Source organism: Pseudomonas sp. 1928-m, assembly GCF_029269135.1.
GTDB lineage: Bacteria > Pseudomonadota > Gammaproteobacteria > Pseudomonadales > Pseudomonadaceae > Aquipseudomonas.
In genome coordinates this window covers 1,415,188-1,437,162 of sequence record NZ_JARIXO010000001.1, presented here as the reverse complement: position 1 = coordinate 1,437,162, position 21,975 = coordinate 1,415,188, and the positions used below count along the sequence as shown (strand labels likewise).

Here is a 21,975-nt window from a genome sequence, read left to right as displayed (position 1 = left end):
CCACAGGCGCACCGGCGTTAATCGTCGAGGCGCTCTTCCAGCTGGCGAACCTCGTGAGAGAGCTTGTCGAGAAACTGCATGCGACGCATCAGGCGCTCGGCCTCTTCGCGTCGCGAGGCATCATCCCAACAAACGGCAAAACTTTCGTTGAGCTCATCCTGAGCCACTTTCAAACGCCGCTTGAATTGCGCCACACCGGCCAGGTCTGCACTGTCATGCAGATCTTCCAGCTCTTCGCGCAGCTGCATCTGCTGCAGCAGGAAATCCGGGTCCTGCACCGTCACTTCCAACGGCAGCTCAGGGCCGCGCAGCGCCAGCAAATAGCGGGCGCGCTGCGGCGCACTCTTGAGCGTGCTGTAAGCCTCGTTGAGACTGGCGGACTGCTCGAGAGCCAAACGCTGATCACGCTCGGACGCATCGGCAAAGCGATCCGGGTGAACATTGCGCGCCAGCTCGCGATAACGCACGGCTAGCTGGTCAAGATCCAGGCGGAAACCCGGTTGCAGATCAAATAAAGCAAAGTGACAAGGACTGCCCACACGCGCCTCAGATATTGAAGCTTTCGCCGCAGCCACACTCGCCGCGCACGTTCGGGTTGTTGAACTTGAAGCCTTCGTTCAACCCTTCTTTGACGAAGTCGAGCTCGGTGCCATCGAGGTAGACCAGGCTCTTGGGATCGATGATCACCTTGACGCCATGGTTCTCGAACACCTGATCTTCGCTGGCGGCCTCATCGACAAACTCCAGCACATAGGCCAAGCCGGAACAGCCCGTGGTGCGCACACCCAGGCGAATACCCTCGCCCTTGCCGCGCCCTTCAAGAGAGCGACGCACGTGCTGAGCGGCAGCTTCGGTCATGCTGATAGCCATCGACAAACCTCCTTAGAGCAAGCCTTTCTTCTGCTTGTAATCGCGCACAGCAGCCTTGATGGCGTCTTCGGCGAGTACCGAGCAGTGAATTTTCACCGGCGGCAGAGCCAATTCCTCGGCCAGCTGGGTGTTCTTGATGGTTTCTGCTTCGTCCAGGGTCTTGCCCTTCATCCACTCGGTAGCGAGGGAGCTGGAGGCAATTGCCGAACCGCAACCGTAGGTCTTGAACTTGGCGTCTTCAATCACGCCCTGCTCGTTGACCTTGATCTGCAGACGCATCACGTCACCGCAGGCCGGCGCGCCGACCATGCCGGTGCCGACGTCCGGGTCTTCCGCGTCCATCTTGCCGACGTTGCGCGGGTTTTCGTAATGGTCAATGACCTTTTCACTGTAAGCCATGCTGGTATTCCTTCCTCATCAGAGAGTCGCTCTTGCTTGGCGACTACTTAGTGCGCCGCCCACTCGATCTTGGAGATGTCGACACCGTCTTTGTACATATCCCACAGCGGCGACAATTCGCGCAGCTTGGTGACCGCCTCGCAAACCTTCTGCGCGGCGTAATCGACTTCTTCATCAGTGGTGAAGCGGCCGAAGGTAAAGCGAATGGAGCTGTGTGCCAGTTCGTCATTGCGACCCAGGGCGCGCAATACGTAGGACGGCTCTAGAGAAGCCGAGGTGCAGGCCGAACCGGACGAAACCGCCAGATCCTTGAGCGCCATGATCAGCGACTCACCCTCAACGTAGTTGAAGCTGAGGTTGAGGTTGTGCGGTACACGGGCGCTCATGCTGCCATTGATGTACAGCTCTTCCAGGCCGTCGACCTGTTTGAAGAAACGCTCGCGCAGGGCCAGGATGCGCTGGTTTTCCTGGGTCATCTCTTCCTTGGCAATACGGAAGGCCTCACCCATGCCAACGCACTGGTGGGTCGCCAGGGTGCCGGAACGCATGCCGCGCTCATGGCCACCGCCATGGGTCTGGGCTTCCAGACGCACACGCGGCTTACGGCGTACGAACAGTGCACCGACACCTTTCGGACCATAGGTCTTGTGCGCAGAGAAGGACATCAGGTCGACCTTAAGCGCTTCCAGATCGATTGCCACCTTGCCGGTGGACTGCGCCGCATCAACATGCAAGAACACGCCGCGCGAGCGGGTCAGCTCGCCGATTGCCGCGATGTCGTTAATGGTGCCGATTTCGTTATTCACGTGCATGACCGACACCAGAATGGTGTCCTCACGCAGCGCCGCCTCGATCATGGCTGGGGTAATCAGGCCATCTTCGCCAGGCTCGATGTAGGTCACCTCGAAGCCTTCGCGCTCAAGCTGGCGCATGGTATCCAGCACCGCTTTGTGCTCGATCTTCGAGGTGATCAGGTGCTTGCCTTTGCTCTTGTAGAAGTCGGCGATGCCCTTGATCGCCAGGTTGTTGGATTCGGTCGCACCGGAGGTCCAGACAATCTCACGCGGATCAGCATTGACCAACTCGGCCACCTGGCGGCGAGCGTTTTCTACTGCCTCTTCAGCCTTCCAGCCGAACACATGGGAGCGCGACGCCGGGTTGCCGAAGTTGCCGTCGACCAGCAGGCATTCGCTCATTTTTTGCGCAACACGCGGATCAACCGGCGTGGTGGCGGAATAATCGAGGTAAATCGGCAACTTCATCAATTTTCTCCTAATCAGGTATCAGGCCAGCTAGCCAGCGCTTTGCGCTCAATCGACGGCGGACGTTTCAATCTTATCCAGGTACGGCGTCCTGCCATTGCAGCGGCGCTGATCCTGGCGCTGGGCAACTTCCTGCACTTCACGACGGGTCACCAAGTCAGCGAGACTGATGCCACTTAGAAATTCGTGTATCTGTTGACTGAGGTCGCACCACAGATGGTGGGTCAGACAGGTATCACCCGCATGGCAATCGCCCTGCCCCTGGCAGCGCGTGGCATCGACCGACTCATTGACTGCGTCGATCACCTCAGCCACCTGAATGCCCTGCATATCACGCGACAGCTGATAACCACCGCCTGGGCCGCGCACACTGGAGACCAGATTGCCGCGACGCAACTTGGCAAACAGCTGCTCCAGATAGGAAAGGGAAATACCCTGCCGCTCGGAGATATCAGCCAAAGACACCGGCCCACGTTGAGCGTGCAGCGCCAGATCAAGCATGGCGGTGACGGCATAACGGCCTTTGGTGGTTAGTCGCATAAGGGATTACCGCGTGGTCGCAATATGCCGCGAGTATGCAATTCCCGAGCATTTAAGTCAACTATAAGACCTAGTGCTTTAGTCGGGATTAGCCAGAATGGAGGGCGCGCAGCATAGCAAAATGCGCGCGCCCACACCATCAAGCCGCAGGCTTGTCTGCGTCTTTGACCACGCCAGCGAAGTCCTCGTCACGCAGTTGCGGCAAATCCTTGGCGCAGTAATCGCTGCCCAGCGACTTGAGCGCGCCGCACATGCCTTCCAAGCGCCCATCCACCGCATGCAGGTGATCGAGCAACTGACCAATGGCACGCGCCACCGGGTCCGGCATGTCCTGACTTACGCCGTAGGCATCGAAACCCAGCTTCTCGGCAATCGCCTGGCGCTTGGCTTCCTGCTCATCGTCGGTTTTGACGATGATCCGCCCCGGAATACCCACCGCAGTAGCGCCCGCAGGCACTTCTTTGGTCACCACGGCATTGGAACCGATCTTGGCGCCCGCACCGACCGTGAACGGCCCCAGCACCTTGGCCCCAGCACCGACCACCACACCATCTTCCAGCGTTGGATGGCGCTTGCCCTTGTTCCAGCTGGTGCCGCCCAGGGTTACGCCCTGATAAAGGGTGACGTCATTGCCGATCTCGGCGGTTTCACCAATGACGATGCCCATACCGTGGTCGATAAAGAAGCGTCGACCGATCTTCGCGCCCGGATGGATTTCGATGCCGGTCATCCAGCGCCCAAAGTTCGACACCACACGCGCCAGCCACTTCCAGCCACTGCCCCACAGCGCATGCGCCACGCGATGCAGCCAGACCGCATGCAACCCCGGATAGCAAGTGACCACCTCAAAGGCATTACGCGCCGCCGGGTCGCGATGAAATACGCTTTGGATATCCTCTTGCATGCGCTCAAACATCTGCCTTCTCCTGCCTAGGGTGCTCGCCACGCGCCGCCTTGATGGTTTCCGTCAAGATCCCGCGCAAGATATTCATTTCCAGCTTGCTCACCGCACTGCGCCCATACAAGCGGCGCAAGCGACTCATCAAATGCCGCGGCTTGGCCGGATCAAGAAACCTGATCTCAATCAGCGCCTGCTCCAGATGACGATAAAACGATTCCAGCTCATCCGCAGCAACCGGCTCTTCATCCGGATCGACGACCGCAGGCTGTTTAACCGACTGCCCCTCCGTGGCCAGCCAAGCCATGCGCACCTCGTAAGCCAGCACCTGCACTGCCGCCGCCAGATTCAACGAGCTGAACGTCGGATCAGAGGGAATGTGCACATGATAATGACAGCGCTGCAGCTCCTCATTGGTCAGGCCGGCATATTCACGACCAAACACCAACGCCACCTGCGCACCTTGCTGCGCTTGCTCGCACGCGGCAACACCACACTCGCGTGGCTCCAGCATCGGCCAGGGAATGTGCCGATCCCGCGCACTGGTGCCGAGCACCAGGCGGCAACCGACCAATGCATCTTCAAGTGTACCGACTACCTGCGCCGCATCGAGAATATCAGTAGCCCCAGACGCTCTGGCCACCGCCTCTTCACTCGGGAAATCGCGCGGATCAACCAGCACCAACTGCGACAGTCCCATGTTTTTCATGGCCCGCGCCGCGCCACCGATATTGCCCGGATGACTGGTACCGACCAACACAACGCGAATATTTTCCAGCAACGCAAACGCTCACAGACAAGGCTTAGAGGGGCAAATCTTACAGAAGCCACCCGCCTTGCGCCACGCAAGGCGCAGGTTGCACTTCAACCGCCGGGCTTTTCTGCTAGAATGGCCGGCTTTCTTTAACGACCCAGGTGAACATCCATGCAGCCCATGCTGAATATCGCGCTGCGCGCAGCCCGTAGCGCCGGCGAAATGATCTTCCGCTCGACCGAACGCTTGGACGTCATCTCGGTCGACGAGAAAGAAGCCAAGGACTACGTAACTGAAGTTGATCGCTCCGCCGAGCAGCTGATCATTCAGGCCCTGCGCAAAGCTTTCCCGAACCACGGCATCCTCGGCGAGGAAAGCGGCCTCAGCGAAGGCAGCGGCGACGGCGCCGATTACCTGTGGATCATCGATCCACTGGACGGCACCACCAACTTTATCCGTGGCATCCCGCATTACGCCGTCAGCATTGCCTGCAAATACCGTGGCCGCCTTGAACACGCGGTGATCATCGACCCAGTACGCCAGGAAGAATTCACCGCCAGCCGTGGCCGTGGCGCCGCCCTCAACGGCCGCCGCCTGCGCGTTGGCAATCGCAAGAGCCTGGAAGGCGCGCTGCTCGGCACCGGCTTCCCGTTCCGCGACAGCCAGATGGAAAACCTGGAAAACTACATCGGCATGTTCCGCAGCCTGGTCGGCCAAACTGCTGGCGTACGCCGTGCAGGCGCAGCGAGCCTGGATCTGGCCTACGTGGCCGCCGGTCGCTTTGATGCCTTCTGGGAATTCGGCCTGTCCGAGTGGGACATGGCCGCTGGCGCACTGCTGATTCAGGAAGCAGGCGGCCTGGTCAGTGACTTCAGCGGCGGCCACGACTTCCTGGAAAAAGGCCAGATCGTTGCCGGCAACACCAAGTGCTTCAAAGCCGTGCTCACGGCCATTCAGCCGCACTTGTCAGCCTCCTTGAAGCGCTGATCATGCCGCAATAAAAAAGCGCCCCACGGGGCGCTTTTTTGTACCTGCTGAAGCCTTGCAATCAGTTGGCCTGGTCAACCAATACCAGCTGACCATCCTTGACCGGAATCTGCCGACCCGGATCACTGGCCATACGCACCTGGCTCACCTTGCCGTCCAGCTCGTACTTCACGTCATAGCCCACCAGCTTCTCGCTGGTATCGGTCACCGTGCTGCAACGGGTTTCGGTAGTGGTGTAGGTATCACGACTCTGCAGATGCTCCTGCGCCTTGTTGCCGGCATAGCCGCCGCCAACCGCACCGGCAACTGTCGCCAGCTTCTTGCCGTTGCCGCCACCGACCTGATTACCCAGCAAGCCACCCACCACCGCACCAATCGCCGTACCGGCTATCTGGTGCTCATCCTTGACCGGCGCCTGACGGGTGACCGCCACGTCCTTACAGACTTCGCGCGGGGTCTTGATGGTTTGCTTGATTGGCTTAACAGCCAGTACTTCGGCATATTTCGGCGCACTGACGATGCTGTAAGTGGCCACCGCTCCACCCGCTGTCACGCCCACCGCACCCAGTACCGCGCCTACCAACATCGACTTATTCATACATGCCTCCTTGAAACCGCTGCTTAGCGCTCAACGCACCTTACTCCCTGCCTTGGAGCATAAAAAAGCCGGGCAAGTTCAACACTTGCCCGGCTCATTCAACCATTTGCGATAAAACGCACAGATTCAGGGACGCTCATCGACCTCTTCTTCCACCACCGGCGGAATCAGGTCATCGACCGTCAGATCGAGCCACACCAGCACCACGTTGGCGATATAAACCGACGAGTAAGTACCCGCCGCCACACCAACAAACAGCGCTACCGAGAAGGCAAACAGGTTGTCACCGGCAAACAGCAGCAACGCGGCAATCGCCATCAGGGTTGAAATGGACGTCGCCAGAGTACGCAGCAGGGTCTGCGTGGTGGAGATGTTGATGTTCTCAATCAACGTCGCCTTGCGCAGCACGCGGAAGTTCTCACGCACCCGGTCGAATACCACGATGGTGTCGTTCAGCGAGTAGCCGATGATCGCCAGCAACGCCGCCAGCACGGTGAGGTCGAAAGTGATCTGGAAGAACGACAGGACACCGAGGGTGACAATCACGTCGTGGATCAGCGAAACAATCGCCCCTGCGCCAAACTTCCACTGAAAGCGGAAGGCCAGGTAAAGCATCACCCCAGCCAGCGCCAGCAACAGACCCAGCCCGCCCTGGTCGCGCAGCTCTTCGCCTACCTGCGGACCGACGAACTCGACCTTTTTCACCTCAAGCTGCTCGCCAGCCTGACGCAGCGCCGTGGCCACTTTATTACCCAAATCCGGGTCATTGCCCTGCATGCGCACCACCACATCGGTGGTCGCACCAAAGCTCTGCACCACGGCGTCGGCATAGCCGGCACCGGCCAGTTGCGCACGGATATTGCTGAGATCCGCCGGCTGCTCGTAGCTCAGCTCGATCTGCGTACCACCCGTGAAATCCAGGCCCAGGTTCAGGCCCTTGGTAAACAGACTACCCAGGGCCAACAGCGTCAGCAGCACGGTGAAGGCGAACGCAATATTGCGCACCCCCATGAAGTTGATCGTACGATTCATAACAGCCCCTTAAATCCACAACTTCTTGAAGTCACGCCCGCCGCAAGTCAGGTTGACCATGCAACGCGTCACCAGAATGGCAGTAAACATCGAGGTGAGAATACCCAGCGACAGCGTCACGGCGAAGCCTTTGACCGGCCCGGTGCCCATGGCGAACAGGATGCCGCCGACCAGCAGGGTGGTCAGGTTGGCGTCGACAATCGCCGAGTAAGCCCGATCAAAACCCTCATGGATGGCGCGCTGGATCGACATGCCATTGGCAATCTCTTCACGAATACGCGAGAAGATCAGCACGTTGGCGTCCACCGCCATACCCATGGTCAACACGATACCGGCGATACCCGGCAGGGTCAGCGTGGCACTGAGCAGCGACATCAGCGCCAGCAGCAGCACCATGTTCAGACCCAGGGCAATAGTCGCCAGCACACCAAAGGCGCGATAGATGGCGATGATAAACAGCGAAACAAACAGCATCGCCCACAGCGAGGCATTGATGCCCTTGGCAATGTTGTCAGCACCCAGGCTCGGGCCGATGGTGCGCTCTTCCGCGAAGTACATCGGCGCCGCCAGACCACCAGCACGCAGCAGCAGGGCCAACTCGGACGACTCACCCTGACCATCCAGACCGGTGATGCGGAACTGGCTACCCAGCGGCGACTGGATGGTGGCCAGGCTGATGATCTTCTTCTCTTCGACGAAGGTCTGCAGCTCGACTTCCTTCTCGACGCCATCAACCACCTGGCGTACGTAGCGGGTTACCGGCTTCTGCTCGATAAAGATCACCGCCATGCTGCGCCCGACATTGTTGCGGGTCGCACGGTTCATCAGGTCACCGCCGCGACCATCCAGGCGGATGTTCACCTGCGGGCTGCCGTTCTCATCGAAACTGGCCTGGGCATCGGTGACCTGGTCACCGGTGATGATCAGATCACGCTCCAGCTGCGCCGGCGGACGACCTTCCTGACGGAACTCGAAGCTTTCAGTCGCAGCCTTGGCCGCATCCGGCTCAGCGGCCAGACGGAACTCCAGGTTGGCGGTCTTGCCGAGAATACGCTTGGCCTCGGCGGTGTCCTGCACGCCCGGCAGCTCAACCACGATGCGGTTGGCGCCCTGACGCTGAACCAGCGGCTCGGCCACACCCAGCTCGTTGACCCGGTTACGCACGGTGGTCAGGTTCTGCTTGATCGAGTATTCGCGAATCTCGACCAGCTTGGCCTGAGTCAGCGTCAGGCGCAGCACCTGCAGCTCGCTGCGCTGCACAGTGGTCATATCGAAATCGTTGAAATCCTTGCGAATCAGGCGCTCAGCCTTCTCCAGCGCGGCTTCATCGGTAAAGCCCAGCTGAATCGCGCCATTAAGCTCAGGCAGGCTGCGATAACGCACGCGCTCTTTACGCAGCAGGCTCTTGACCTCGCCTTCATAAACCTTGCGACGCGCATCCAAGGCTTTGTCCATGTCCACTTCCATCAGAAAGTGCACACCACCGGACAAGTCCAGGCCCAGCTTCATCGGGCTGCCGCCCAGGTTACGCAGCCAGTCTGGCGTGGTTTGCGCCAGGTTGAGGGCGACTACGAACTCATCGCTCAAGGCCTTGCGCACCAGCTCTTTGGCTGGCAGCTGGTCTTCAGCGCTGTTCAAACGCAGCAAGCCGGCACGGCCCTGATTGGCCAGGCTGACGGCTTTTACGCTGATACCGGCCGCTTCCAGCGCGCGGCTGGCGCGGTCCAGGTCGGCCTGCTCGACGCGCATGGCGGAGCTGTTGCCACTGATCTGGATCGCCGGATCATCCGGGTACAGATTGGGCGCGGAATAAAGGAAGCCGATTGCCAGCACAGCCAGAATCAGCAGGTACTTCCAGAGGGGAAATTTGTTGAGCATGACGCCGCCCGTTATGACGCGGGGCGCATTAAGCGCCCCGTCGAATGGTAAAGGTGTGTTGCTTAGATCGCTTTCAGCGTGCCCTTAGGCAGCGAGGCGGCAATCGCCACTTTCTGAATCTTCAGCTCGACGGTGTCGGACACTTCGATTACCACGAAATCATCGGAAACCTTCGTCACCTTGCCAGCGATACCGCCGCTGGTTACCACTTCATCACCTTTCTGCAGGCCGCTGATCAGACCTTTGTGCTCTTTGGCACGCTTGGCCTGTGGACGCCAGATCATCAGATAGAAGATGACCAGAAAGCCGACGAGAAATACCCATTCAAAGCCACTACCAGCAGGACCGGCAGCCGGTGCGGCGCCTTCAGCGAAAGCAGCGGGGATAAAAAAGCTCATGTAACACTCCTGTTGCAAGGGTCTTTAAAAAGTTGGGAATCAATCCAGAGGCGGCGTTGGCAGCCCGCGCTTGGCATAGAAGGCATCGACAAAGGCGGCCAATGTACCCTGTTGAATAGCCTCGCGCAAACCAGCCATAAGCACCTGATAATGCCGTAAGTTGTGGATTGTATTGAGCATGCTACCCAGCATTTCGCCGCATTTATCCAGATGGTGCAGATAAGCACGGGAGAAATGTTTACAGGTGTAACAGTCGCAGGTCGGGTCCAACGGCGAATTGTCCTGCTTATGGAAGGCATTGCGGATTTTCAGCACGCCGGTATCGACAAACAGGTGGCCGTTGCGCGCGTTGCGGGTCGGCATCACGCAATCGAACATATCCACGCCACGGCGCACGCCTTCAACCAGATCCTCCGGCTTGCCGACGCCCATCAGGTAACGCGGCTTATCCGCCGGCAGCTGCGCAGGCAGGTAATCCAGCACCTTGATCATCTCGTCTTTCGGCTCACCGACTGACAGACCACCAATGGCATAACCGTCAAAACCGATTTCTTCCAACCCTTCCAGGGAAACCTTGCGCAATTCCTCATGCATACCACCCTGGACGATGCCGAACAGCGCCGCCGTGCTGTCGCCATGGGCCTCTTTCGAACGCTTGGCCCAGCGCAGCGACAACTCCATCGAGCGCTTGGCCACATCGAGCTCGGCCGGATACGGGGTGCACTCGTCGAAAATCATCACGATGTCCGAGCCCAGGTCACGCTGTACCTGCATCGACTCTTCCGGCCCCATAAACACCTTGGCACCGTCGACCGGCGAGGCAAAGTACACGCCCTCCTCCTTGATCTTGCGCATGGCGCCGAGGCTGAACACCTGGAAGCCGCCGGAGTCGGTAAGGATCGGCCCCTGCCACTGCATAAAGTCGTGCAGATCGCCGTGCTTCTTGATCACTTCAGTGCCGGGACGCAGCCACAGGTGGAAGGTGTTGCCGAGGATGATCTGCGCACCAATCGCCTCGATATCACGCGGCAACATGCCCTTGACCGTGCCATAGGTGCCCACCGGCATAAACGCAGGGGTTTCCACCACGCCACGGGGGAAGGTCAGCCGACCACGGCGCGCTTTGCCCTCGGTCGCCAACAATTCGAAAGACATGCGGCAGGTGCGCGTCATAGCTGTTCCTCTGGCCCGCGCGGTGCGGGGTTGCGGGTGATAAACATGGCATCACCGTAACTGAAAAAACGATATTCACCGGCAATCGCCGCCTGATAGGCCGCCATGGTTTCCGGGTAACCGGCAAACGCCGACACCAGCATCAGCAGGGTAGATTCCGGCAAATGGAAATTGGTCACCAGCGCGTCGACCACATGCAGTGGTCGACCTGGGTAGATAAAGATATCGGTGTCGCCGCTGAAGGCTTTGAGCACGCCATCGCGCGCGGCGCTCTCAAGCGAACGCACGCTGGTGGTGCCGACGGCAATAACCCGGCCGCCACGCGCACGGCAGGCCGCCACGGCGTCGACCACATCCTGGCTGACCTCCAGCCACTCGCTGTGCATATGGTGGTCTTCGATGCGTTCTACACGTACCGGCTGAAAGGTACCTGCACCGACATGCAGGGTGACAAACGCCTGCTCAACGCCCTTTTCGGCAATCGCCGCGAGCAGCGGCTGATCAAAATGCAGCCCAGCGGTCGGCGCCGCCACAGCGCCAGCACGGTCGGCATACACCGTCTGATAACGCTCGCGATCCGCCTGCTCATCCGGCCGATCAATATAGGGCGGCAACGGCATATGCCCGACCCGCTCCAGCAGCGGCAGTACTTCTTCGGCAAAGCGCAGCTCGAACAACGCATCGTGACGCGCCACCATCTCGGCCTCGCCACCACCGTCAATCAGGATGCTCGAACCCGGCTTCGGCGACTTGCTCGAACGCACATGGGCCAATACGCGATGAGCGTCCAGCACGCGCTCAACCAGAATTTCCAGCTTGCCGCCGGAAGCCTTCTGGCCGAACAGCCGCGCCGGAATCACCCGGGTGTTGTTAAACACCATCAGATCACCAGGACGCAGGTAATCCAGCAGATCACTGAACTGTTTATGCGCCAGCTCACCCGCCGGCCCATCAAGCACCAGCAAACGGCTGGCACGGCGTTCGGCAAGGGGATGGCGGGCAATCAGAGCGTCTGGCAGCTCGAAATTGAAGTCGGCAACACGCATGGTCGGCAGGGGGTCGTCTAGCAGGGCGGCAAAGCTTACCGGAAATCATGCATGCTGACCACGCAAGTGGATTGACCAACCCCAACACCATCCCTATACTGCGCCGCCATTGTGCCCCGGTGGCGGAACCGGTAGACGCGGCGGATTCAAAATCCGTTTTCGAAAGAAGTGGGAGTTCGAGTCTCCCCCGGGGCACCATTAGATTTTCTCAGGACGTACCGAAACGACCTGAACCCCCTAGAAAACCGGCCCTTGAGCCGGTTTTTTATTGCCCGCAGTTCCCTACCGTTTCCTTGTAAGCCCACTGATTTGTGAGTAGATTTGTGAGTAGATCGAGTTCGGTCTAGAAATCTACTCACACCTGAGCCGCTAAACGCCACCCGGCGCGGCTCACACGGGGGCACCATGCCGCTGACCAATCAAGCGATAGTCACCGCTAAGCCCAAGGCCAAGCTATACCGGCTGGCCGACAGCAACGGCCTGTGCCTGGAAGTAACCCCGACCGGCTCTAAGCTGTGGCGCTACCGCTACCGCTTCAACGGCAAAGCCAAAATGCTATCCCTTGGCGCATACCCTGCCGTGCCCCTGGCCACCGCTCGCCGCAAACGTGACGACGCCCGCCTATTACTGGACGAAGGCACTGACCCAGGCTCAGAGCGACAAGCCACCAAACAGGCGCAAGCGCTTGAGGCGTTTTCATTCGAGAAGCTGGCGCGGGAGTGGCACGCCTACCGCTCGCCACGCTGGGCAAAGTCAACTGCCGACAAAACGGCCTCTTATATGGAGTCGGATTTACTGCCCGCCCTTGGCCATCGCCCGGCCAAAGCCATTACCCGCCCCGAGCTAGTGGCCCTGATCCGAAAGATCGAATCACGCGGCGCGCACAATGTCGCCAAGAAAGCCCGCCAATGGCTAAGCCAGATTTTCCGCTTTGGCCTGGCACAGGGAGCAGTAGAAGCCAACCCGGCAACTGACCTGGACGTGATCGCCGCCCACGCACCAGCAACCCGGCACCACCCGCACGTCACCTTTGCCGAGCTGCCCGAGCTACTGAGCAAGGTAGAAGCGGCCAACATCAACACCCTGACCCGCCACGCTATCCGCCTGCTGGTGCTGACAGCCGTGCGCCCTGGTGAGTTACGCGCAGCCCCTTGGGCTGAGTTCGATCTAGATGCCGCCACCTGGACAATCCCGAAAGAGCGGATGAAAGCTCGACGCGACCACTCAGTACCACTGCCACGCCAGGCCGTTGCCATCCTACGCCAGCTTCAAGAAGTCACCGGGGGTTATGCCTTGGTATTTACCGGGCGCAACAACACCAACCGCCCAATGAGTGAAAACACCATCAACAAAGCATTGGCTGACGCCGGCTATAAAGGCAGGCAAACCGGCCACGGCTTCCGCCACCTTCTAAGTACCGAGCTTAACGGACGCGGCTATAACCGTGATTGGATCGAGCGCCAGCTAGCCCACGGCGATGACGACGAAATACGCGATACCTACAACCATGCAACCTACCTGGAGCAACGCCGGGAAATGATGCAAGCGTGGGCTGATTCGATAGATGCTTTGCGCTCAGGGGCCAACGTAGTAAGCATCAAGCTCAAGGCTTAGGTGCCCGACTACAGTTCGTCGGCTGTAAATGACTGTGCCGCTCTGTACTCACTGGGAATTGCTGTTAGCATTTGGCAACCACTGGGTATCTAAACAGGTAAGGCAGCGATGCCCGACACACCATCCCCACCAACATTTGCCCGCATACGCCTGACAGACATTGCTGACGAATGGGCAGAGCAGCAGAACCTATCCCCTCGCACCTTAGCAAAGGAAGTGGCGGCGGTTTTGCGCACCCTGCCAGACACTCAACTGCTAGACCTCCGCATTGCCAGCACAGTGTTGTTCGATCCTTTCGCCGGCTCAGGAGGGATTACCCACTCAGCACTAGCCGACCACTTTGAAAGCATAAGCCAAGGCATCCCACCGGAAACAATCCTCACCAGCACAGGAACCGCCCCAACGGAAGCTGTATGGATAACGCGTAGATGGATCAACCAAGTGACCAAAGAGGCCTTAGGGCGCGCTGCATTTGTTGCCGGGCTGCTTTGGGCTGCCAATGACGGGACGGCTTGAGCATGACCGCCAGCAGTACGCCCAGCGCCAACGCCATCACAGAACCCACTGCAACGCCATCCGGGAGCGAACCAGGCTACCTAAAAATGCACCAAACCCAGCAGCGCCAGCAAGGTGAGAGCAGTGCCGGTGAGAGGCTGGAGGCCGCAGAGTTGCGTGCCTTGGCGCTAGAACAGGAAAACATCAAGCTACGCGCCCGGCTCGCCATCCTGGAGCGCCACCACCAGCAAGCCATAGACGATAGCGAAGAGCATAGGCGCGCCGCATCGGATGAGCGCCGCAAGCGCACGCTTGGCGAAGAACACAGACGCGAGCTGACCGAGGCACTAGAGATTGCAGAAGCAAAGACAGCAAAGGCAGAGGTAAAGTTTGAGCAAGCGGTTAGAGCTTTGCCAGCACTAAGTCAGCAATTGATTGAGTTTGCACAGCTACTCAAGCCGCCAGCCGACGCGACGACCAAGCCCCTAGACTCAAGAGAACGCACAACTTTCGAGCGTTTGGTATACGTGCTGGCGCGCGAAGCGAAGTATCGGCTAGAGAAGCCGTATGCCGACGCGGATTTGATATTACAGTACGCCGACACCATCGGGGCGAAAGTGCCCACCGGGAAAGGCCTGATAGCCAAAAAATTAGAAGCCGCAGCGGCTCGCTTTGCTAAAGACCAGGAGGAATAACGCAACCCTATTAGGGTATTGAATGACCCTACTAGGACAAAAGCAAAGCGCTAATCTATTCAATGCCAATCGTGTTCAACAAAGCCCGAGAGGCACACGACCATGGCAACCACCACCAACACCCCGCGCCGCTTTATCAAGCTGCCAAAAGTTAAGGACTACACCAGTCTTTCAACTTCCGAAATCTACCGTCGTTTAGCCGCCGGCACCTTCCCTACACAAATAACACTTGGCCCTAAGTCAGTGGCTTGGATCGAAGCCGAGGTGCTGGAGTGGTGCGATGCGCTCGCCGCACAGCGGGAGGTGGTTTAAATGAAAGATAACCTCGGAAACACCAGCGCCCGCGCGCAACGCAACCGCCTGTTAGCACGCCTGCAACTTGGGCCGCTGGATACAATCACCGCTCGCCGTGAACTTTCGATACTAATGCCCGCTGCAAGAATAAAAGAGCTACGCAACAGCGGGCACGACATACGCCGCCATCTAATTAGCCTTATAGACGAACAGGGCATCACCCACCACGGCGTCGCGCTTTATTACCTGACCCAGAACGGGAACTAAGCCATGAATAGTTTTCAACGCTGCCACTTGGCGGCAACGGGATCGGCTTGCTTGGAAAAAGCCTACACCTGGCTTTATAGATTCGGGCCGGTAGTAGGGTGCCTTGGGCCTGGCGCCTTCGCCGCCAACCTCTTTGCAATGGATCTACTGACGTGAAAGAGAACGCCATCGGTTATGCCGCTGGCACTCTGCCGCAGCGCCCCGAGCTACTGGGGTGGCTGCTGGCGCGTGGGGATGCTGTCAGCATTGAGCGTGGCGTGCTGGTGATTGCTCCGGCGAGCGGTAAAGCCGTGCCATCTGACTGGCTGAGCGACAACGGCGAAACGCTAATTCGGCAAATCCTCGGCGTCACTGAGCAGGATGCCTACCGCTATCAAAGTCACAAAACAGGGCATTACGGGCCGCGCAAATCGGCCGGACTGACTCTGCAATTTCAGTCCGTCATGACTGATGACGAGGCATACGCCATTTTCAATACTGAGCTTACCCGTACTCGCAATACTGCCAGCGGAAAAAAGGGCGACCCACTACCGGCAGAGCAGTTCAGGGCGGCCCCTGGCAGCCATCTGACTAAGTTCTGGCAGTCCACAGGGATAGCACTCAAGCGTCTAGCCGCTATGCATGACTACATGGGCCGGTTGCGTAACGTCCTATTCAGCGCCAGCCCAACACTAGGTCGGGATGATGGACGATTAGCTACTGGCAGTTTGCGTGCATTGAACATACCGAGCGCTTTAATTCGGCAGGCTATGGCACTGGACAATCAACCGACAAAAACCGGACAGACCACGGACACGCCACGGACAAGCAGTCCCTACAAGGATATTGCTCAAGGCCAGCAGCCATGCGGGGTACAGCCGGTTATGACTACGGGGGCGAATCACTGCGGTAATACGGTAATAAGGGAACGTGGTAACACGGGAACCCTTCAAGCAATACCTACAAGCAAACCCCCACAAGAGCAGAGTGTTGAAGAATGGCTCGCTGATTACGATTCGGCCTCGTAAGCCGAGGTTAAGCGCCAACCATTCAAACGCGGCATCTGATGATTAAAGGCTAAATTTGCCAATTGATTTAGGTTCGACTCGATGGCCAGACAACGCGAGAAAGACAGCACAAGCGATTACCGCACGCTGAATATCAGCGCCCTAAAATGCAAAAACCTTTTACGGGCGGGCGCGTCTTTTCAATGGGAATGGTGGCGACGTGGCGAAAAGGTGGCGAGCATCGGCATTGCCATTGAGAGCCTGCACAGCATGCGCCTGCGCTATCAAAGCCGCAGCCGTGGCCGCGAACCAACCCAGCATGATTACCCGGTGACAATTACCTGGACGCCCTGCCACCTTGGCGGGGAACGCCCTTGGCTGCTTTGCCCGTGCTGCGGCCGTCGCGTGGCTAAGCTCTATAGCGGCAGCGTATTTGCGTGCCGCTATTGCATGCGGCTGAACTACCCGTGCCAGCAGGCCAGCAAAGGTGATAGAGCACTCAATCAAGCCTGGGCGCTGCGTCATAAATTAAATTGCGATGCCGGGCCATTCGATTACCCAGCCCAATACATAAGCCGCCCCAAGGGCATGCACCGCTCGACCTTTGCCAAGCGCATCGAAAAGCTCACACGCATCGAAGAAAAGGCCATGGCAGATGCCGTCACTACCATGCAAAAGCTCGGGATAAGAATCGACGGAATCATCCCCTAGGAAACGGCCAGAAAGCAGGGCAACAAACAAAAAAGTGAGTAGATTTGTGAGTAGATTAGAAACCACATAACACTACAAACCATCTATTACGAAGCCTGTAGCGCTTGATTCGAGTCTCCCCCGGGCACCACAAACTCGAAGAAAGGCCTTGAGACTCAAGGCCTTTTTTATTGCCTGCCGTAAACTGGTCGTAATGACTTCAAAGCACGCCCAGCCCCTCCTCAGAACCCAAGCTCAAAAAAGACTTAGGGTGCGCACGTTGTACCGCTACCCCGCTAGGCCGTAACCATCCTTCGCAAGCGCCACGACATCACCGGCAAATACCCGCTAGACACAGGACACCAGACGCCAAATAAGCGAAAAGACGGTAAGCCTGCATTGCAGGTGATTCGCTACAAAGACCGCCAGACCAGCCATGGCTTCCGCCATCTACTGAGCACCGAACTGAACGGCCGCGGCTATAACCGCGACTGGATCGAGCGCCAGCTCGCCCACGGGGATCAGGATGAGATTCGCGACACTTACAACCACGCCACCTACTTGGAACAGCGCCGAGAGATTATGCAGGCCTGGGCCGACTCGATCGATGCACAGCGCACCGGGGGAACGTGGTGGGCATCAAGCGAAGGCTTAACGGCTACTCGGCCAGCCTGGCCCGCCTGGGCGAAAAGCGGGTATTCAGCCGGCGAAATGCGCCGACCTGTTCGGGCACTGGACCGCTTGATGAGACAGCGAATAGATATGTACCGATGCGGGTTCTGCACGACGAGTTTCCGCAGAAAGCAACAAAGCTATCCATGTGAAGCAGCGCCGCGAGATGATGCAATGGTATGCCGCCCACTTAGAGTCGCTTGAGCAAGAAAACGTAGTCAAAGGACGCGTTGACAAGCTGAGATGCCCTAGACGCCAGAGGCAACGAGCTGAGTAGATAGATCCAGAAATGAAAAACCCCGCGGCGATCGCGGGGTTTTTGAAAGAAGGTTATTCAGTACGGCGAGAATGCGGCCTGAACCTCTTTCGCAGTCTGCGTTTTGTCTAAAATATCCAGCATTTTCCGATAGTCCATACCAGGCTTAGCAGCATTGACAGGCTTAATCTGCTGATTCTCTAGCTGGAGGGATTGCTCGATTGCAGCTCCGAGGGAAAGAGTCATGGTGCCCTGCTTATCCTTTGAATGAGCCATCATTTTAGCCTCTTCATGAAACGTGGGTTGAACTCCGGCTTGAAATAATGCTTTCGATCTATCCACACAAAACCATCATATTTACTGATCACCGCAACATCTATTGGCCCTGAGACTGATTCGCTTGGCTTCGTAACTCGCTCTTTAAGAGATTCTAACTCTATTAGGCTTTTTGCCAAGCCAGCCATGTCAGGAATCGGCAGCGAGTGTATGACATTCGATAACGGAGTGAAATGCTGGTTCCGCGTTTCCTGGAACCATACGTCAGTATGTGCCTGACGCGCATCACTCACCAAAGTGGAAAGCCTCTCGTCATCGATTTTGTCGGCACCACCGCACTCACTCATAACCTGCTTAGCGAAGTCAGTCAGCGCAGTGACGCTTGACTCGTAAACGGCGCCAAAAGCATCTGGAGCAACGCCAAATCGAAACGTATCAATCATGCTTGTGGTGGCGAAGGGCTGAATAATTGCCGGTGCATTTGGGCCCATCTTCCGAGAAGTTGCTTCTTGTCGGCTAAAAATCAGGCGATCCCCCAAAAAGCCGTAGCATTCGAAAACCTCTAGGACAGGGTAATAATCATCCTTGCCATAGCCGGCAATTACCAAGCCGGTTCTGTCGGCGTAGTCACAAAACTGTTTCACAGCGAGCGTCACAAGAGTTTTGGTGAACTCGGGTATCAGATTCGCTCGTTCATCCTTACCAAGGAAAATTGGTAAGTGCTCCCCGACAGAGCGATGGAACTCCTCAGCCAGCGTTGCCACAGCTGAGGCAACATCCGCCTCGGTCAAAAGACTGTTTAGCTCCATTGCAGCAACAGATTTTGCGGCGTTGTCTATCGCCTGCTGGAAGTCAGCTAATGAAGCCCCCTCAGCGTCGTGCCCATGCGTGGCGAGCAAATCAAGAACAATCGTTTGAAGGCGCCAAGAGGCGGCTCCAATTAGCGTAATAAGCGAGGTTGTCTTCTGCTCGGCGGTAAAAAGCTTGTCATGATGCTCGACGAAGTCAAAAAAATGATCCGCGTAGCCTGACAGCTCATCGTGTGTTTCTGAGCCCAAGCTCTCCCGAAAGGCTTTTATTGCCAATTCCCAAGGCACACCTTGTAGGCCAGCGGAGCCATAGATCATCAATCCAACGGGCTCAGTTCGTGAAAGCTCAAAGAGCTTATTCGCCCCTTTAAAATATCTCCTTTCCTGAGCACCATCCTTCCAACTGGTGACGGTCGTGGCACTGTCCGCGGCTAGCACTACAGCGTGCCTATTCATGATGGCTATTTCTGCAGTCATTCCATGGCTACCTATATGGCTGAAAGTTCACGCAATCTTTCATTCAAGTTCTAAGAGCTCTAAATGCGCCGCAACCTGCTACCCCAGCACATCCAGAAGGCGCTCCTCTTCTTTCGGAGTGGTGTTGCGTGGGTTTATGAGGAGCCCCCTTAAACCTATGCCACTCGTAGATTGCTCTAAGCAATTACTCCTTCGGAAATCGTAACGCCCGCAGGGCCCTCGACCGCCACTTGGACCTTGCCGCGCTTGATACTTACCACCCGGAGAGTCACACCATCGTGCTTTAGCGCTTCTATGAGGTCATCCGACTGGCAAGACTGATCAAACTTGAGCTTCAGAATTTCTCCAGGCCGGCGCGCATGAATCGCCTTGGTTTGGCTGGGAAATTTGAATACGGAAATGACGAACACAAGAGAAGCAATCGAGTAGGAAAACGTATTGAAGACCACGGCGAGGAGCCTGAGAATTTCCCCTCTGGTGATTGGCTCCAAGCTAACTTTAAACTCGTAAACCTCCTGACCGGACCCCCAAGCTACTAAGCCCGCTCCAATCGCTACTGCCAACAGACCAAGCTTAGCGAGAGCTATGGAAACGCTTGGCTTGGCCTTTTTGATATTCCCTGAGACCCATGATCTGAATAGCGCCCTACGCTCTTCTCCAGCTGATCCGTATGACCAAGCGAGTGCGCAAATCGCAGCGATCGACGCGACCGAATCCCATTCCATCTTGCTTTCTCCTTCGGTGCTCTCATGCAATTGGCTAAGGCCAATGTGTTTATTGTGAGTTACCAGTCTTAAATTGGTCTGGTTGCCCGAAAACCGCTTTCTGCCAATGTTGTTCACTTACGATCGCTAACAGCGCACCAGCTTCACGCAACTCAACGGCCTTCTTGATCTTGGTGCCGTATGTACTGTGTAGCCATTGGTCATTTCCAATGCTGCCAACCACCAAGTAGTGGATCTTCTTACTCACGCCGGAGCCAATCAGCCCCTGACGCTCAAGCACAAGAGCTTCACATTCCTTACGCGGGCCGTATGCCATAACACCAGTGAAAACAAATAGCCGGCCGTTCCACTCCAGTTCCGGAGCAGGCTTGCACAAGGGCAAATCGTTGGGTGCTGTGAAGACGTTATCGCTGGGCAGCGGCTTCCCCACGCTAAGGCCAGTGAAGCTACGCAGCATACTTAGCAGCTCCGCTGACTCGTCAGCATCAAGCACGCCGTCGGCGAGCATGTCAGCCAGCCTGCGATAGAGCAGGTTCACTACCGGATCATCGAGATGGACGAGATTGGTGGAGATCCAGCTTTCAAGAAACTCGGCCTCCTGCTGGTTGATCATTCCGTCTGCGGTAATGCCAGCGGCCAAGCCTACCAGCGCATCAGCTGAACGCCTGTCGATTCGAGCCTCATGAAAAAAGCGGCTGTTCTGGAACTCCTGGTGTAGGTCGACCATTCGAGTCTCCTTCCTCGTTGTCAGTATCGCTTTGCTGAACGGCAAGTTTGGTGATATCCCCAGTAAAGGTGATCACCATAACTGTCTTGGTACAGGTAAGAGTTACTTCGGCATTCAGGTCGACATCAAGATCATCACCGCGCAGACCTTGCCACTGAGCGAGATAGTGCAGAGCACCAATCTTGTCCTTCTTCTTCAGCGCGCGAACGACGCCGCCTTTCCAGTTGAGCGGAGGCAATTCGCCGGCTTTGCAAGACTCAGCCAGCTCGGGCTTCTGAATAGCGAGTTTGCGGCCGGTTTCCCAGCACTTGATTAGCCCACTATCTGGACCTTGCCATACGGCGCGCCAGTCTAGATCAGTGCGCTCTGGCTCGTTGATCGAACGGTGAATAATGGTCGTCATGTGCTTTGCGGTGTCCTTCTGCAGCGTGCGTCCTGGCTAGCCCCGAGGCTGACTGATTGACTGCGCCTGACTAGAGCTTTACCCCAGCATAAACAGATATAGCTGCTATGCCATCACTGTTCGGAAAACCAGTACCCGCAAAATGCCAACTCAGTGCCTAACCGAAAGAGCTGAATCAGACTCACCTGGTACCCGCCATGGCTAAGCCTCAGGTGTGTTTCATCCGCAACAACGCTACAACCCCTGGTATTGCTGGGCTGTAGCGGTTTTCCATCCGCGACACAGCGGACCGGTGTCGCGGATAAAAAAGAACCAGAGGCCGCAAGGCCTCTGGCTTGTCACGCTGTCGCGGATAACTCACGCCACCTGACGGAGCATGGTCTCTCGAACCAAGACGACGCAGGTACAGCCATATCCATCCGTACTGCCCAGCCCAGATAGAAAGTCATCGCGAATCGCCGCGGTGCGGATCTCACATGGCCGGCCCTGAACAGTGCCGCGGAAGTACGCCCACAGTTCATCGCTGCGAAAGTGCCTCCCTATCCAGATCGGGCCAGGCACCTCGTCGAGGTAATGCTCGCCAGCACGACGCGGGACTTCGTAATCGGATTTGATTCTGATCATGGTGAAGCTCTCCTGTTTTGGAGTCTCCAGCCTGCATGCAGTCAAGAGGTAAATCGAACCCTACAGGGGGTCAGCCGCGAAAAGTGGACGCCCGAATGCTCCCCGAAGACGCAGGCGTCGTAGGCAAACG

General features: G+C 57.4%; 27 protein-coding genes, 1 tRNA gene and 1 pseudogene. 10 read left to right on the top strand and 19 right to left on the bottom strand.

The features are described 5' to 3' along the window. Positions 1-17: 17 nt before the first annotated feature. From hscB to trmJ, 7 genes are all read right to left on the bottom strand, one after another. Positions 18-539, bottom strand: a complete 522-nt coding sequence (gene hscB / locus P3C18_RS06430) for a co-chaperone HscB (RefSeq protein WP_275961020.1) — start codon at positions 537-539, stop codon at positions 18-20. A 7-nt stretch (positions 540-546) separates the two neighbouring features. After that, complete coding sequence (gene iscA, locus P3C18_RS06425) at positions 547-870, bottom strand: iron-sulfur cluster assembly protein IscA (protein WP_090248639.1); 324 nt, start codon at positions 868-870, stop codon at positions 547-549. Positions 871-882: 12 nt separating this feature from the next. Then, positions 883-1,269: a Fe-S cluster assembly scaffold IscU gene (gene iscU, locus P3C18_RS06420; protein WP_040261926.1), complete on the bottom strand. Its 387-nt coding sequence runs from the start codon at positions 1,267-1,269 to the stop codon at positions 883-885. Between the two features lie 47 nt (positions 1,270-1,316). Then, positions 1,317-2,531 carry an IscS subfamily cysteine desulfurase gene (locus tag P3C18_RS06415; protein WP_275961019.1) on the bottom strand — a complete coding sequence of 405 codons (1,215 nt, stop codon included), beginning with the start codon at positions 2,529-2,531 and terminating at the stop codon, positions 1,317-1,319. Positions 2,532-2,579: 48 nt separating this feature from the next. Then, on the bottom strand, positions 2,580-3,071 hold the full coding sequence (gene iscR / locus P3C18_RS06410) for a Fe-S cluster assembly transcriptional regulator IscR (protein WP_090248642.1): 492 nt from the start codon (positions 3,069-3,071) through the stop codon (positions 2,580-2,582). Positions 3,072-3,210: 139 nt separating this feature from the next. After that, positions 3,211-3,987, bottom strand: coding sequence for a serine O-acetyltransferase (gene cysE / locus P3C18_RS06405; protein WP_269380303.1), 777 nt, complete (start codon positions 3,985-3,987; stop codon positions 3,211-3,213). After that, positions 3,980-4,750, bottom strand: a complete 771-nt coding sequence (trmJ, locus tag P3C18_RS06400) for a tRNA (cytosine(32)/uridine(32)-2'-O)-methyltransferase TrmJ (RefSeq protein WP_275961018.1) — start codon at positions 4,748-4,750, stop codon at positions 3,980-3,982. Before trmJ ends, cysE begins: the two co-directional genes overlap by 8 nt. Before the next feature lie 144 nt (positions 4,751-4,894). Between trmJ and suhB the strand changes: the two genes are divergently transcribed. Next, positions 4,895-5,710: an inositol-phosphate phosphatase gene (suhB, locus tag P3C18_RS06395; protein WP_275961017.1), complete on the top strand. Its 816-nt coding sequence runs from the start codon at positions 4,895-4,897 to the stop codon at positions 5,708-5,710. A 61-nt stretch (positions 5,711-5,771) separates the two neighbouring features. Here suhB and P3C18_RS06390 read toward each other — a convergent pair whose 3' ends face one another. From P3C18_RS06390 to queA, 6 genes are all read right to left on the bottom strand, one after another. Next, positions 5,772-6,308: a glycine zipper 2TM domain-containing protein gene (locus P3C18_RS06390; protein ID WP_275961016.1), complete on the bottom strand. Its 537-nt coding sequence runs from the start codon at positions 6,306-6,308 to the stop codon at positions 5,772-5,774. A 126-nt stretch (positions 6,309-6,434) separates the two neighbouring features. After that, on the bottom strand, positions 6,435-7,340 hold the full coding sequence (gene secF / locus P3C18_RS06385; RefSeq protein WP_275961015.1) for a protein translocase subunit SecF: 906 nt from the start codon (positions 7,338-7,340) through the stop codon (positions 6,435-6,437). Positions 7,341-7,349: 9 nt separating this feature from the next. Further along, a complete protein-coding gene (gene secD, locus P3C18_RS06380) occupies positions 7,350-9,218 on the bottom strand; it encodes a protein translocase subunit SecD (RefSeq protein WP_275961014.1) in 1,869 nt (622 codons plus the stop codon). Positions 9,219-9,280: 62 nt separating this feature from the next. Further along, a complete protein-coding gene (yajC, locus tag P3C18_RS06375) occupies positions 9,281-9,616 on the bottom strand; it encodes a preprotein translocase subunit YajC (RefSeq protein ID WP_275961013.1) in 336 nt (111 codons plus the stop codon). A 39-nt stretch (positions 9,617-9,655) separates the two neighbouring features. Continuing rightward, complete coding sequence (gene tgt, locus P3C18_RS06370; protein ID WP_275961596.1) at positions 9,656-10,771, bottom strand: tRNA guanosine(34) transglycosylase Tgt; 1,116 nt, start codon at positions 10,769-10,771, stop codon at positions 9,656-9,658. 14 nt (positions 10,772-10,785) lie between these two features. Beyond that, positions 10,786-11,835, bottom strand: coding sequence for a tRNA preQ1(34) S-adenosylmethionine ribosyltransferase-isomerase QueA (queA, locus tag P3C18_RS06365; protein ID WP_275961012.1), 1,050 nt, complete (start codon positions 11,833-11,835; stop codon positions 10,786-10,788). A gap of 113 nt (positions 11,836-11,948) precedes the next feature. Between queA and P3C18_RS06360 the strand changes: the two genes are divergently transcribed. The 9 genes and pseudogenes from P3C18_RS06360 to P3C18_RS06320 form a co-directional block, all read left to right on the top strand. Further along, positions 11,949-12,033, top strand: a tRNA-Leu gene (locus P3C18_RS06360). Positions 12,034-12,240: 207 nt separating this feature from the next. Continuing rightward, positions 12,241-13,449, top strand: a complete 1,209-nt coding sequence (locus P3C18_RS06355) for an integrase arm-type DNA-binding domain-containing protein (protein ID WP_275961011.1) — start codon at positions 12,241-12,243, stop codon at positions 13,447-13,449. 108 nt (positions 13,450-13,557) lie between these two features. Continuing rightward, a complete protein-coding gene (locus tag P3C18_RS06350; RefSeq protein WP_275961010.1) occupies positions 13,558-13,965 on the top strand; it encodes a hypothetical protein in 408 nt (135 codons plus the stop codon). Positions 13,966-13,967: 2 nt separating this feature from the next. Beyond that, positions 13,968-14,639, top strand: a complete 672-nt coding sequence (locus tag P3C18_RS06345; protein WP_275961009.1) for a hypothetical protein — start codon at positions 13,968-13,970, stop codon at positions 14,637-14,639. Between the two features lie 102 nt (positions 14,640-14,741). After that, the gene (locus P3C18_RS06340) at positions 14,742-14,951 is read left to right on the top strand and encodes an AlpA family transcriptional regulator (protein ID WP_275961008.1); all 210 of its coding nucleotides are present in this window, start codon (positions 14,742-14,744) and stop codon (positions 14,949-14,951) included. Then, positions 14,952-15,200: a helix-turn-helix domain-containing protein gene (locus P3C18_RS06335; RefSeq protein ID WP_275961007.1), complete on the top strand. Its 249-nt coding sequence runs from the start codon at positions 14,952-14,954 to the stop codon at positions 15,198-15,200. It abuts the gene before it with no gap. 152 nt (positions 15,201-15,352) lie between these two features. Further along, the gene (locus P3C18_RS06330; RefSeq protein WP_275961006.1) at positions 15,353-16,207 is read left to right on the top strand and encodes a hypothetical protein; all 855 of its coding nucleotides are present in this window, start codon (positions 15,353-15,355) and stop codon (positions 16,205-16,207) included. A gap of 81 nt (positions 16,208-16,288) precedes the next feature. Further along, entirely contained in the window at positions 16,289-16,897 is a 609-nt protein-coding gene (locus P3C18_RS06325; RefSeq protein ID WP_275961005.1) for a hypothetical protein, read from the top strand. A 255-nt stretch (positions 16,898-17,152) separates the two neighbouring features. Continuing rightward, positions 17,153-17,488, top strand: a pseudogene (locus P3C18_RS06320) (tyrosine-type recombinase/integrase); the annotation flags it as partial. 394 nt (positions 17,489-17,882) lie between these two features. On the opposite strand, the gene P3C18_RS06315 reads toward P3C18_RS06320, so the two are convergent. The 6 genes from P3C18_RS06315 to P3C18_RS06290 all read right to left on the bottom strand — a co-directional run bounded on the left by P3C18_RS06315 (position 17,883) and on the right by P3C18_RS06290 (position 21,845). Further along, complete coding sequence (locus P3C18_RS06315) at positions 17,883-18,050, bottom strand: hypothetical protein (RefSeq protein ID WP_275961004.1); 168 nt, start codon at positions 18,048-18,050, stop codon at positions 17,883-17,885. A 29-nt stretch (positions 18,051-18,079) separates the two neighbouring features. Next, on the bottom strand, positions 18,080-19,366 hold the full coding sequence (locus P3C18_RS06310) for a hypothetical protein (protein ID WP_275961003.1): 1,287 nt from the start codon (positions 19,364-19,366) through the stop codon (positions 18,080-18,082). A 176-nt stretch (positions 19,367-19,542) separates the two neighbouring features. Continuing rightward, positions 19,543-20,091, bottom strand: coding sequence for a hypothetical protein (locus tag P3C18_RS06305; protein WP_275961002.1), 549 nt, complete (start codon positions 20,089-20,091; stop codon positions 19,543-19,545). Positions 20,092-20,140: 49 nt separating this feature from the next. After that, entirely contained in the window at positions 20,141-20,818 is a 678-nt protein-coding gene (locus P3C18_RS06300) for a BRCT domain-containing protein (RefSeq protein WP_275961001.1), read from the bottom strand. Then, on the bottom strand, positions 20,772-21,221 hold the full coding sequence (locus P3C18_RS06295; RefSeq protein WP_275961000.1) for a hypothetical protein: 450 nt from the start codon (positions 21,219-21,221) through the stop codon (positions 20,772-20,774). The genes P3C18_RS06300 and P3C18_RS06295 overlap by 47 nt, the downstream gene beginning before the upstream one ends. Positions 21,222-21,578: 357 nt before the next feature. After that, positions 21,579-21,845 carry a hypothetical protein gene (locus P3C18_RS06290; RefSeq protein WP_275960999.1) on the bottom strand — a complete coding sequence of 89 codons (267 nt, stop codon included), beginning with the start codon at positions 21,843-21,845 and terminating at the stop codon, positions 21,579-21,581. Positions 21,846-21,975 lie beyond the last annotated feature (130 nt).